Annotated in this window: 8 protein-coding genes; all 8 read left to right on the forward strand. The window is 35.2% G+C overall.

What is annotated here, in order from left to right; translation table 11 throughout:
* The first annotated feature begins 303 nt into the window (after positions 1-303).
* Positions 304-3351, forward strand: coding sequence for a SusC/RagA family TonB-linked outer membrane protein (locus AB3G36_RS02805; RefSeq protein ID WP_367755789.1), 3048 nt, complete (start codon positions 304-306; stop codon positions 3349-3351).
* Between the two features lie 30 nt (positions 3352-3381).
* Positions 3382-4944, forward strand: coding sequence for a RagB/SusD family nutrient uptake outer membrane protein (locus AB3G36_RS02810; RefSeq protein WP_367755790.1), 1563 nt, complete (start codon positions 3382-3384; stop codon positions 4942-4944).
* 89 nt (positions 4945-5033) lie between these two features.
* Entirely contained in the window at positions 5034-6578 is a 1545-nt protein-coding gene (locus AB3G36_RS02815; protein ID WP_367755791.1) for an alpha-N-arabinofuranosidase, read from the forward strand.
* 11 nt (positions 6579-6589) lie between these two features.
* A complete protein-coding gene (locus tag AB3G36_RS02820; RefSeq protein WP_367755792.1) occupies positions 6590-8203 on the forward strand; it encodes an arabinan endo-1,5-alpha-L-arabinosidase in 1614 nt (537 codons plus the stop codon).
* A 44-nt stretch (positions 8204-8247) separates the two neighbouring features.
* Positions 8248-9243, forward strand: coding sequence for a glycoside hydrolase family 43 protein (locus tag AB3G36_RS02825; RefSeq protein ID WP_367755794.1), 996 nt, complete (start codon positions 8248-8250; stop codon positions 9241-9243).
* A gap of 10 nt (positions 9244-9253) precedes the next feature.
* Positions 9254-10240, forward strand: a complete 987-nt coding sequence (locus AB3G36_RS02830) for an arabinan endo-1,5-alpha-L-arabinosidase (protein ID WP_367755796.1) — start codon at positions 9254-9256, stop codon at positions 10238-10240.
* A 20-nt stretch (positions 10241-10260) separates the two neighbouring features.
* A complete protein-coding gene (locus AB3G36_RS02835; RefSeq protein ID WP_367755798.1) occupies positions 10261-12225 on the forward strand; it encodes a glycoside hydrolase family 127 protein in 1965 nt (654 codons plus the stop codon).
* A gap of 86 nt (positions 12226-12311) precedes the next feature.
* On the forward strand, positions 12312-14297 hold the full coding sequence (locus AB3G36_RS02840) for an alpha-L-arabinofuranosidase C-terminal domain-containing protein (RefSeq protein WP_367755800.1): 1986 nt from the start codon (positions 12312-12314) through the stop codon (positions 14295-14297).
* Positions 14298-14392: the final 95 nt, after the last annotated feature.

Consider the following 14392-nt stretch of genomic DNA (forward strand, 5'->3'; position numbering starts at 1 on the left):
CCACCCTGATTTATAGTTAAAAACGCAAATAAATCCTGATTTTAATAATAATTATTCACTGCTGATTTTTCGGATAAATAATCGCTTTTTTAATGAAAAAGCTAACTTTTATATAAATAAATTGTAAAAACGTTATGCTTTTTTAAAAAAAACACAATTTTTAAATGTTGATTTTACACTTAATTTGCAATATGTGTTTTTTTCTGGTTATTTTTTTATCAATTTAATTTGTTTTTATAGTTTTTTTTTAATTAAATTTACAAATGTAAAAAACACACTTATAAATAACCAAAACAAATTAGAATGAAAACAAACCAACGATTATTTTTCTATTGCAATTTTGTATTGCCGAGAAAAGAATGGCTATTAGTAATAATAGTTATGTTATTTTCTTCTTATACTCTTTCTGCCCAAGAAGATAAGACTATAAAAGGGGTTGTCAAATCGGCAAAAGATGAAATGCCAATACCAGGAGTCAATGTTTTAGTAAAAGGAACCAATACCGTTACTGTTACAGGACTAGATGGGGAATATTCAATAAAAGCATCACCAAAAGATATTCTTGTTTTTTCCTATTTAGGATATTCAAATCAAGAAATGATCATTGGTAACAAAACTCAACTAAACATCGCATTAAGTGACAATTTAAATAAATTGGATGAAGTAGTTGTTATTGGGTATGGTACTCAAAAAAAATCAGACCTTACAGGATCAGTTAGTGTGGTAAACATGGACAACGCAAAGAAAACAGTAACTTATGATGCTGCAAAAATGCTTCAAGGTCAAGTAGCTGGAGTTACCATGCAAACCTCAGGAGAACCAGGTGGATTCGTTAACATTAAAATTAGAGGTATTAACTCTTTTAGTAACAACAATCCTCTTTTTGTAATTGATGGTATGATTGTAGACAGTCCTTATGACTTTGCAACTGGTGAAATTGAATCTATGCAAGTTTTAAAAGACGCTTCTTCTGCTGCAATATATGGGGTTCGTGGTGCAAATGGAGTAATCATTATTACTACTAAAAAAGGAAAAGCAGGTAAATTTGACATTAAATACAAATCACTTGTTGGTTTTCAAAACGTAGCCAAAAAATGGGACCTTACTGATAGAGTAGGATATCAAAATATTACTAGTGCTGCAGAGGTTAATGCTGGATTAACTATTGCTCCAGGTAATGATCCTAGTAGCCCTTATTACATCAACAATGTAGATACAAACTGGCAAAATGCAGCTTTTAAAACTGGAATTATAGAAAACCATTCTCTTACTTTTAGTGGTGGTGCCGAAAGTTTAGGGTATAATATGAATGTGGACTATTTTAAAAATAGTAGCTATATCGATTCCCCACAAGATTATAAAAGAGTATCTACTACTTTGAATTTAACTGGTAAAAAAGGAAAATTTAAATACGGTTCAAAATTAGGATTTACACAATCAGGTAAAGAAAATTTTAACGAGTACAACGCTGGTGAATCTCCAATTAGTGATTTATTAGGTGCTATTCCTACAATGCCTGTTTATGATGCGAACCGTTTAGGTGGTTACGGTGGAACAACAAACTTAACACAAAGAGCTATTTCTATGAACGTTATTGGTTACAACAACTTGATAACTAATACTGGAAAAAGAAATCGTTTTATTGGAGATATTTGGGGAGAATATGAAATCGTTAAAGGTTTAAAATATAAAATTGACGCTAGTTTTGACAGACTGGATTGGCAAAATAGAAAATTCATCCCGCCAAGTGATTTAGGATGGTACTATCTTACTACAAATGATGAAGCTTCATTAGATGTTTCTACAGGAAGTCAATCAAGAACTTTCTTAAACAACTTAATTACTTACGAAAAAGAAATTGGCAAACATAAATTTGATGCTTTAGTAGGTTGGGTACAAGAACGTAGTGATAACTACAATCACTGGTCAAGAGGAGTTGGATATACTCCCGGAGAAATTAGCCATTTAGAATATGCTGATAACACTAGTGCTGGAGAATATGAAAACACAATTACTGGTGTATCGTATTTAAGCAGATTAAATTATGCGTATGATGACCGTTACTTGTTGCAAGCTAACTTTAGACAAGACAAAACTTCTCTTTTTAGTCAAAAATACAATAAAGGTAATTTTTACTCTTTCTCAGGAGCATGGAAAATCAGTAATGAAAAATTCATTCACTTGCCAGAATGGGTAAGCAATATTAAATTAAGAGGAGGTTACGGTATATTAGGTAACAACACAATCCCAACTTACTTTTTCGCAACTACTACCAATAGTTTTGCTGGTTATGATTTTAATAACGCATTGGCACCAGGAACAACAGTAGTAAGTGCTTTAGATCCAAATGTGCACTGGGAAGAAACAAGAACTACGAACGTCGCTCTTGAATTAGGATTACTTAATAATGACCTACAATTTACAGCTGAATATTATGTTAAAAAATCAACCGACCTTTTAATTGGAGTGCCATTACCGTTTTCAACTGGTGCTTTTCCTGCAAGTGTAACAACAAATGCAGGTGCAGTTAGAAACAATGGTTTAGAATTTTCAGCTACCTATAATAATGATCATAATGCTTTCAAATATAGTATCTCAGCTAACTTAGGTACTTTGAATAACAAAGTATTACAAATAGGTCTCGATGGAAACCCAATTTACGGTGCTGCTTCAAAAACAGAAGTAGGTAGATCAATAGGTGAAATTTACGCATACGAAACTGCTGGAATTTTTCAAAATGCTGCAGATCTGGCTGCATCACCAACCCAAACTAATGCAGGAGTTGGAGATGTAAAATTCAAAGATATCAACGGAGACGGAATGATTACTGATCTTGACAGAACCTACCAAGGAACTACAATTCCTAAATACAGTTATGGTTTTAACTTTAGTAGTTCATATAAGAACTGGGACTTCTCTATGTTTTGGCAAGGAAGCGGTGGAAACAAAGTATTTGATGGAATGTACCGCAATTTAATGGCCGGACAATATAGCAATCATAGTATAGATGAACTAAATTACTGGACACCTACAAATACGAATACTAACGTTCCTCGTCCAATTATTGGTGACCCAAATGCAAACACAAGAGACTCTAATCGTTTCATCGAAAAAGGAGACTACATAAAATTGCAAACAATGCAAATTGGTTACGACATTCCACTAAAAAACATAAGTTTTATTCAAAAAGCAAAATTATTTGTAAACGGTCAAAATTTATTAATAATCAGCAAATACAGAGGATATGACCCCGATTTTAATAGCAATGATGGTTTGTTCTCAAGAGGATATGATGGTGGTTCATTCCCAAATCCTAGAACTTTTTCTTTAGGACTTGAAGTGAATTTTTAAAAATAACCAAACAATTTAAAACGAATCAAAATGAAATATAAAATATTTAATTATCTAACTGTTTTCTTCTCAATAGCAGTCGTAACAACGAGCTGTGTAAATGATGGAGATTTAATTCAAGTTGACCCGAACAACAATGCGGTAGATTCTTTCTGGAAAACGGATCAGGATGCTATCCAAGGTGTAAATGCTGCTTATGGTAGTTTGTTAACTGATGGAACGTACATGAGAAGTACTCCTTTATTATTAGACTTAAAAGGAGATGACACAAGAAGTAACAGTCCTTGGGATGCCATGTACAATGTTGGGCGTTTCAACTCTAATGTATCAAATTCAGCAATTTATGGTTGGGCTTACGAAACGTATTACCAAGGTATTTATCGTGCGAATCAAGTACTTACGAATGTTCCAGCTATTGAAATGGCAGATGCAGGACTTAAAAACAGAATTTTAGGTCAAGCCTATTTCTTAAGAGGATTGTATTTGTTTCATGCCGTAAACATGTTTAAAAACGTACCATTACCTACAGACATTGCTGTTTATTATCCACAAAAAACGCAACAAGATGGATGGGCACAAGTAATTGCCGACTTTAAAGCAGCTGCAGATTTGTTACCAACAACTTATGATAATGTTGCAGGATTAGATGCAGGTCAAAAAGGACGTGCTACAAAAGGAGCTGCTTTAGGATATTTAGGAAAAGCCTACTTGTTTACTAAAGATTTTGCCAATGCTAAAATTGCATTTAAACAAGTAATCGATTTAGGCGTTTATTCGTTAGTCTCTAACTACCGTGATAATTTTACAGACAGTAATGAAAATAATTCGGAGTCATTATTTGAAGTACAATTCAGTAGAAATGCAGGTGGAGTTGACTTAGGTTGGGGTGGTGCTCCAGCTTCTGGATGGGGAAAAACATCAGCTAGAGCAATTACTTATGGACCAAGAGCTTTTGGATGGACAGATGTACAACCAACAAGAGCATTGTTTGATGAATTTCATGATGAAAAGACTACTTCTGGTGCAGTTGACCCTCGATTGGATGCTACAATGTTCTATAACAAACCTGGTGGAATGCAATTGTACGGACAAGATTTCGCCACTTTTTATGCAGCAAACCCTGGAGATTTGAATGATTTGTTTTGTAGAAAATATGAAAATTCAGATGGAAACTATGCTAATGAATACGACTGGCGTTCAGGAATCAACGAGCGTTTGTTACGTTATGCTGATATCTTGTTAATGTATGCTGAAACTTTAAACGAGACTGGCGATACCCCAGGTGCTTATACTTATATTCAAATGGTTAGAACTAGAGCTGGATTACCTAATTTGGCTACAGCAAAACCCGGATTGTCACAAGCAGGTATGAGAGACCAAATAGGTCACGAAAGATTCTTAGAGTTCCCTCTTGAAGGACACCGTTTTGATGATATTCGTCGTTGGGGTTGGTTGCAAGATCCCGTAAAGCTTGCTTGGTTAAAATCAAGAGATGTTGAATTTAATTCTTACGCATCAGGAAGAGAATATTTCCCAATACCACAATTAGAAATGGATAACAATCCTGGTACCGTTCAAAATGATGGGTATTAATACAATTTGATTGAATTAATTAAAAATGTTAATATCACATGCTAGGCCTTAAAAAAGTTTACCATGTGATATTATTACTTAAATAAAATATGAAAAAAGCGTTATTATTATTAGTTTTTATTTTTTGTAACCAAAGTATTTTTTCTCAAAAAGAGACTACCGTGCTTACTATAAAAAGTAATGAAAGTGCACCTACTATCAACAAAAACATCTACGGCCATTTTGCCGAGCATTTAGGACGTTCTATCTACGGAGGTTTTTTTGTGGGTGACACATCCAAAATTCCAAATACAAATGGAGTACGAAATGACATTGTTGAAGCACTAAAAAAATTAAAAATCCCTAATTTAAGATGGCCAGGTGGTTGTTTTGCGGATACTTACCACTGGAAAGATGGTATTGGACCAAAAGAAGAAAGACCAACAATGGTAAACAAATGGTGGGGAGGAACGACAGAAGACAATAGTTTTGGAACACATGATTTTTTAAACCTATGTGAATTACTAGGAGCAGAACCTTACTTATCCGGAAATGTAGGAAGCGGAACTGTGCAAGAACTTTCAGACTGGGTACAATATGCCAACTTTGGAGGTAAAAGCCCAATGAGTGATTTGCGTAAAAAAAATGGTCGAATAGAACCTTGGAAAGTAAAAATTTGGGGAATTGGTAATGAAGCTTGGGGTTGCGGTGGCAATATGACACCTGATTATTATGCTGGCGAATACCGTAAATATGCCACTTTCATGTCTGATTGGGAAAACACTGGTGGCTTGATGCGTATAGCATCTGGTGCAAGTGATGCCGACTATAACTGGACTGAAACTTTGATGAAAAATATCCCAGCAAACATGTTGGGTGGTGTAGCAATGCATCATTACTCAGTGATTGAATGGAATAAAAAAGGAGATGCAGTTGATTTTACCGAAGGGCAATATTTCACAACAATGAAAGAAGCCATAAAAATGGATGAATTGATCGTTAAACATGGGGCTATCATGGATAAATATGATCCAGAGAAAAAAATTGCTTTGGTTGTAGATGAATGGGGCGGTTGGTACGATGTGGAAAAAGGAACTAATCCTGGATTTTTATACCAACAAAATACTATGAGAGATGCGGTTCTAGCAGGAGCTACTCTTAATATTTTCAACAACCATGCGGATCGTGTTCGAATGGCAAACCTAGCACAATGTGTAAATGTTTTACAAGCTGTTATCCTTACAGATAAAGCCAAAATGATTTTAACACCAACCTATCATGTGATGCAAATGTACAGTGTACATCAAGATGCAAAACTATTACCAATAACTTTAAATTCTCCACTGTATACCTATAATGGCGAATCGCTTCCTGCTTTATCGGCTTCGGCTTCAAAAGATAAAAACGGATTAGTTCATATTTCATTGGTAAACGTAGACACTAAGAAAGATCATAAAATAGAAATTGATTTAAATGAACTTGGAATCAAAGCAGTTTCTGGAAACATATTATCATCATCAAAATTGCAGGATTACAATTCTTTTGATAATCCAAACAAAATACAACCAGTAGTTTACAAAGGATTTGACGTAAAAAAAGGAAAGTTAACTATTGTGGTCCCTCCTTTTTCTGTAATAATGTTAGAAAGTAAATAAAAAAGGATACAATGAAAAAATTTAATTCTATTTTAAAATTAGTCCCATCACTAGTACTGTTGCTGGTTGTGGCTTCTACCAGTAGTTGCTCAAGTAGTGATGCCCCTACTCCAGATCCAACTCCTACACCAACTCCCACTCCCACTCCAGTTACCTTTCCAGGACCAAGCTATGCAGATAATTATACGTCTATAGCCGCTTGGGGAACTAATTCACAATGGAATTTAGCCAATGTTCACGACCCTACAGTAGAGAAATGTGGCGATTATTACTATATGTATCAAACGGATGCATCCTATGGAAACGCTACTGATGGACACGGTCATTTTTTTTATAGAAGATCTAAAGATCTTGTCAATTGGGAATTCATGGGGTCTTCGATGACTACTGCTCCTACTTGGGTTTTGGATTCTGTAAATAACAAAAGAGCTAGAATGAATCCAGTTTTGCCTCCAATTACAAGTCCTAACTACGGTTTTTGGGCACCTTGTGTGAGAAAAGTAGGTAACAAGTATCGTATGTACTATAGCATAGTAGTTGATAATCCAATAATTGGTTCTGATTTTACCTACTCATGGAGTGAAAGAGCATTTATTGGACTGGCTGAAACCGATGATTTGGCTTCGAATGTTTGGGTAGATAAAGGGATGGTAGTATGCTCAGAACCAGACGGGTTAAAACCGTATTCCTTTACGGGTGCTAGAAATTGGGAAGATGCCTATTTCAAGTTCAATGCAATTGACCCAAGTTTTATTGAAACTCCTGCAGGAGAACAGTATTTAATTTATGGTTCATGGCATTCGGGTATTGCTGCCTTAAAATTAGACCCAACAACAGGGAAGCCATACCAATTAAAAACTTTAAGCGATTATGGAACCCGTATCGCTAGTCGTAGTGCAACTAGTCGTTGGCAAGGTTCCGAAGGACCAGAAATTATATACAATACAGACACCCAATATTATTATTTATTTATGGCGTATGACGGACTAGATGTACCGTACAATACTCGTGTCGCTCGATCAAAAAACATCACAGGTCCTTATCTAGGAATAAACGGAGCCAATGTTACAAACGGAGCCGATTGTTGGCCGATGCTAACACATCCTTACGGTTTTAACAATCATACGGGCTGGGTTGGAATTTCACATTGCGCCATTTTCCAAAACCCAGATACAAAACAATGGTTTTATGCCTCACAAGCGCGTTTACCAGAAGGTGTTCCTGGAATTAATGTTTCAAATGCAATAATGATGGGACATGTACGAGAAATTCAGTGGTCGGAAGATGGATGGCCAGTAATAGCACCTGAGCGCTATGCTGCAGTACCAAAAACTACATTAACCGAAAGCTCTTTTATAGGTCAATGGGAACAAATCACAATGAATTACCAATACAAAGTCATTCAAAAATCGGTTACTATATACTTAACAGCCGATAAAAAAGTGAGCGGTGGACTTACCGGAACTTGGTCTTATGACAGCACAAACGCAGTACTTACCGTAAACGGAATAAAATGTAAAGTTAGTGATGCTTGGGATTGGGAAAGTGCTACCCGTAAAGTAACAATAACTTACTCCGGACTTACGACAGCAGGATTACCTGTTTGGGGTAAAAAAACAAACTAATTTATTCCTTCATATTATAAGATTGAATAAAAATAAAACATAAAATGAAAAATATATTTTTAATCCTATGTACTGTTGTACTATTCTCCTCTTGTAAAGCAATAAAAACAGATGAAAATAACGCTTCCGCAAATGGAGAAATAAACAGTGGTACAACAACCTTTAACAATCCAATCATAAAAGGAAAGTATACTGGTGATCCAGCTGCGCTTGTTTACAAAGACAAAGTGTACTTGTACGCTGGCCATGATGAAGCACCAAATGATTTCAATTTTTATAAAATGAACGAATGGCTGGTTTATTCCTCATCCGATATGATTCATTGGGAGGAACATCCAGTACCTCTTAAAGTAACTGATTTTGCTTGGGCAAGCTCTGATGCTTGGGCAGCACAAGTTATTGAACGCAACGGTAAATTTTATTGGTATGTTACTGTTTCTCATGGAGCCATCAACGGGAAAGCCATTGGAGTTGCAGTTTCGGATAGTCCATTAGGGCCTTTTAAAGATGCATTAGGAAAAGCTCTTGTTACTAATGACATGACCACACAAACCAAGATTGATTGGGATGATATTGATCCAACGGTTATGATTGATGATGATGGCCAAGCCTATTTATTTTGGGGAAACTCAGTTTGTCATTATGCTAAATTAAAAGAAAACATGCTCGAATTAGATGGCCCAATTAAAACCATCTCCTTACCAAATTACACTGAGGCGCCTTGGATTCACAAGAAAAAAGACTGGTATTATTTATCTTATGCCTATCAATTTCCCGAAAAGATAGCTTATGCAATGAGTAAATCAATCAATGGTCCATGGGAATACAAAGGCATTTTGAATGAAATCGCTGGAAATTCAAATACCAATCACCAAGCTATAATTGAATTTAAGGGAAAAGACTATTTCATCTATCACAATGGAGCTACTCAGCCAGACGGCGGAAGTTTTAGAAGATCCGTTTGCATCGATCGATTGTATTACAACGAAGATGGCACAATGAAACGAGTAATTATGACTTCAGAAGGAATTCAAAAATAAAATAAGTATAATGAAAATACATAAAAAAATACAATTCTTACTTTTACTAATAATCGTTACTAGTTCATCATGGGCACAAGATATTACGGTTCATGATCCAGTGATGATTAAACAAAAAGATACTTACTATATCTACTGTACAGGACAAGGTATCAGTGTTTTTAGTTCTAAAGATTTAAAAAAATGGAAACCAGAACCAGCAATATTTAATGAAAAACCAACCTGGGTGGATGCAGTTGTACCTGATTTTAACAATCACATCTGGGCACCAGATATTTCTTTCCACAACAATACTTATTACTTGTATTATTCGGTTTCTGCTTTCGCAAAAAATACTTCGGCAATTGCGGTAACAACTAATACTACTTTGGATCCAAAAGACCCTGCTTACAAATGGGTCGATCAAGGAATTGTGATTCAATCCATCTCAAATCGTGATTTGTGGAACGCCATCGATCCCAATTTAACATTTGATGAAAACAATGTTCCATGGTTGGCTTTTGGTTCCTTTTGGAATGGCTTGAAAATGGTAAAATTAAATCCTGATTTAAAAACCATTACTCAACCTCAAGAATGGTACACCATTGCAAAACGTAAAAGAACCTTTGAACTAGCTGACACTGATCCTGGCGATGGCGCACTTGAAGCTCCTTTTATTTTCAAAAAGAACGGGTATTATTACCAATTTCTTTCTTGGGATTTGTGCTGTCGAGGAGAAAAAAGCACCTACAAAGTAGTGGTAGGAAGATCTAAGAACATAACTGGACCCTATCTAGATAAAGAGGGAAAAGCATTAAACGAAGGCGGAGGAACGCTACTTATCCAAGGCAATGAAAACTATTATGGTGCAGGACACAACGGCGCTTATACAATGGATGGAAAAGATTATATCATTTTTCACGCCTATGATGTCAAACAAAAAGGAAGACCTGTCTTAAAAATAAAACAAATGCAGTGGGACAATGCACTTTGGCCAATTGTGGCTCCACTTAATTAATAAAATAAATAGCAGTTAAAATGACATTCAAAAAAACAATAATAGTAGTCGCCAGTTTGGCAATGACCATTTCTGGACAGGCACAACAACCAATCAAAAAAACAACTGCTTCAACTTTAGGTTATTCAATTACGCCTGTCAATATTCAAAATGTAAAACTTACTGATAATTTTTGGTTACCCATTATAAAAAAGGTTCAAGAAAAAACAATTGAGTATGCGATTCAAAAATGTGAGGAAGAAGGTCGCATGGATAACTTTTTGATCGCAGGTGGTATAATGAAAGGAGAGGTAAAAGGTCAAATGCCTTTTGACGATACCGATGTCTACAAAATTATCGAAGGAGCATCAAACACCTTGATTAGTGAACCCAACCCAAAACTAAGTATATTATTAGATTCCCTTATTAGTATTATAAAAGTAGGTCAAGAAAAAGATGGTTATTTAACCACTTGGAGAACAATAAATCCAGCGAAACCACCAGCAACTTGGGTTCCTGTTATAGAGGGAAAGCGTTGGGAATCGTTACAAATCAGTCATGAATTATATAATTCGGGCCATATGTTTGAAGCTGCAGTAGTACATTATGAAGCGACTGGAAAAAGAAACTTCCTAGATATTGCGATAAAAAATGCCGACTTATTGGTTAAAACTTTTGGTGATAATGCCAATCAAGTTCACGGAGTTCCGGGACATCAAATTGTAGAAACAGGATTGGTGAAACTATATCAAATTACAAAAAACAAAGCTTATTTAAATTTGGCTAAATACTTTTTAGATAATAGAGGCAACCCAAAAAATCATGCTTTATATGGAGCCTACTCCCAAGATGATATCCCTGTAATCCAACAAAAGGAAGCAGTGGGTCATGCTGTAAGAGCCGTTTATATGTATGCTGGAATGACCGATATTGCTGCGATCGAGAATGACAAAGAATACCTTAATGCAGTGAATGCTTTGTGGACAAACATGGTCAACAAAAAAATGTACATCACTGGTGGAATTGGTGCCATACATGACGGAGAAGCTTTTGGTGCAAACTATGAATTACCGAACCTTACGGCTTATAATGAAACTTGTGCTGCTATTGGTGATGTGTACTGGAACCATAGATTACACAATCTAACTGGAAGTTCTGATTATTATAATGTTATTGAACGCACTTTGTATAATGGCTTAATTTCTGGAATTTCATTAGACGGAAAACAATTTTTCTATCCTAATGCACTAGAATCAGATGGGGTTTATAAAAACAACAGAGGCTCTTGCACTCGTCAATCATGGTTTGATTGTTCTTGTTGCCCAACAAATTTAATTCGTTTTATTCCTTCAATTCCGGGATTAATTTATTCGACAAGCAAAGAGGTACTGTATGTGAACTTATATGCTTCGAATAATGCAAAAATCACATTAGATAAAACTGAATTAGAGATTGCTCAACAAACCAATTATCCTTGGGATGGTAAAGTTGCAGTTACTGTTTCACCAAAAAAAGAAAGTGAATTCACTATAAAATTAAGAATACCAGGTTGGGCAACTAACCAAGTATTACCTGGAGATTTATACAGTTATAAAAATGTTTCATCTGCAAAAACAACCGTTTCTATAAACGGAAAACCAATAAATTACCAAGTAGATAAAGGATATATTACCATTACTCGTAAATGGAAAAAAGGCGATAAAATAACCCTTAATTTTCCTATGGAAGTAAAGGAGGTAGTGACTAATAGTAAAGTAGAAAGTAATATTGGAAAAGTAGCATTAGAATATGGTCCAATAGTGTATGCGATTGAAGAAATTGACAATGCAACGGCATTCGATAAAATTACTGTCGATGCCAATGACAGCTTCAAAGTTCAAAAAGAAAATAACCTTCTAGATGGGGTGAATACGATTCAAAATAAAAAATTAAAAGCCATTCCTTATTATTCCTGGTCTAATAGAGGCGTTGGTAAAATGAAAGTTTGGATTGATTATAAAGAATAAAGCAATATCCATAGAGAAAATAAACAAATCATTAAAGTTTAAATTAACCCACAACTTTAAACTTTAAACCTTAAACAAATGTAAAAATGAAACCAAATTTAATTACCAAAATTACGCTATGCGGGCTTTTACTTAACGGCTTTTATGGTCAAGCCCAAAAGACGACGCTTGAAGTGAACACCACAAATACTGTTACTAAAATTCAACCTACAATGTACGGTGTGTTTTTTGAAGACATCAACTTTGCTGCCGATGGAGGTCTTTATGCCGAAATGATCAAAAACCGTTCATTTGAATTCGACACGCCACTTATGGGATGGGAACAACCCAACAGTGACACTCATTCGTTCAATAACGAATCAGGAATTGCAACCACTATTAAAGCATTAGAAAATAAAACAAACCCTAGTTTTTGTAGAGTTCTTGTGAAAAATGACAAAGGATTTGAAATGATCAATGTTGGATTCAGAGGAATGGGGATTAAGAAGGATGCAAAATACAACCTTTCTTTAAAAGCAGCCAATCACAATGGTGCTATTAAAAAAATCATAATCCAATTTATTGATAAAGACAAAAAAGTATTAGGCGAAACTAGCATTGTTCCTACATCAAACGATTGGAAAGGATATTCAGCACAATTAACCGCTACTCAAACCGAAGCCAAAGCACAACTGAAAATTACGTTTGAAGGAGCAGGTACTATTGATTTAGACATGATTTCGGTATTCCCGGAAGACACTTGGATGCATCGAAAAAACGGAATGCGTAAAGACATCGTTCAGTTACTTTATGATATGAAACCAGGATTTCTAAGATTCCCAGGAGGCTGTATTGTAGAAGGTAGAACTTTGGCACAACGCTACCAATGGAAAAAAACAGTCGGTGATGTAGAGAAAAGAGAAACATTAATTAACCGTTGGAATACCGAATTTGAACACAAACCAGCACCCGATTATTTCCAAACTTTCGGATTGGGATTTTTCGAATATTTCCAACTTGCCGAAGATTTGGGAGCACAACCCTTACCTATTTTAAGTTGTGGAATGGCTTGTCAATTTAATACGGGCGAGTTAGTTCCTATGGAAGAATTAGATCCTTATGTTCAAGATGCTTTGGATTTGATCCAATTTGCCAATGGTAGTGTTGAAACTCCTTGGGGTAAAGTTCGTTCAGATATGGGACATCCAAAACCATTTAATTTAAAATTCATTGGTGTAGGTAACGAACAATGGGGACCAGATTATATTGCTAGATACAAAGTTTTTGAAAAAGCGATTAAAGACCAATACCCAAATATGACAATTGTCTCAGGTGCAGGTCCATTTCCAGAAGGAGATTATTTTGACTACGGAATGGAAGAGTTAAAGAAATTAAATGCCGAAATTGTAGATGAGCATTATTATAAAAACCCACAATGGTTTAGAGAAAACGCTACTCGTTACGACAATTATGATCGAAAAGGACCTAAGATTTTCGCAGGTGAATATGCTGCACAAAGTGTTGCTATTGCAAGTCCTGACAATAAAAACAATTGGGAATGTGCTTTTTCTGAAGCGGCTTTCATGACTGGATTAGAAAGAAATGCCGAAGTAGTCAACCTAACTTCATATGCTCCATTAATGGCACACGAAGAAGCTTGGCAATGGACACCAGATTTACTTTGGTTCAATAATTTAGAAGCCTACGGATCTGCTAATTATTATGTTCAAAAATTATTTGCAACCAATAGAGGAACCGATTTAATCAACATAACCAAAGATGAAAAAGCAGTGACAGGACAAAATCATTTGTTTGCCTCTGCTGTAAAAGACGTGGTGAGTAAAGACGTAATTGTAAAATTAGTCAACACTTCGTCTTCAGCACAAGAAGTTAATATTGATTTAAAAGGAAACAAATTATCGTCTAAAGGAACATTGACTACCCTTACTAGTGCAAACTTAGAAGATGAGAACTCTTTTGCCAATCCTAAAAAAATTAGCCCAATAGAAAGCGAAATTAAAGTGAAAAATAACAAAGCAATAACAAGTCTACCACCCTATTCTGTTACTGTTTTAAAAATTAAAATGAAGTAATCGTAACAAAATAAAATTGAATTATACATTTATTAGCTAATACTTTCATAAACAACAGTTTTTATGTCATTTTAATAAAAATTAGAACCCTTAAT

Source organism: Flavobacterium sp. WC2430 (assembly GCF_040822075.1).
Lineage (GTDB): Bacteria > Bacteroidota > Bacteroidia > Flavobacteriales > Flavobacteriaceae > Flavobacterium.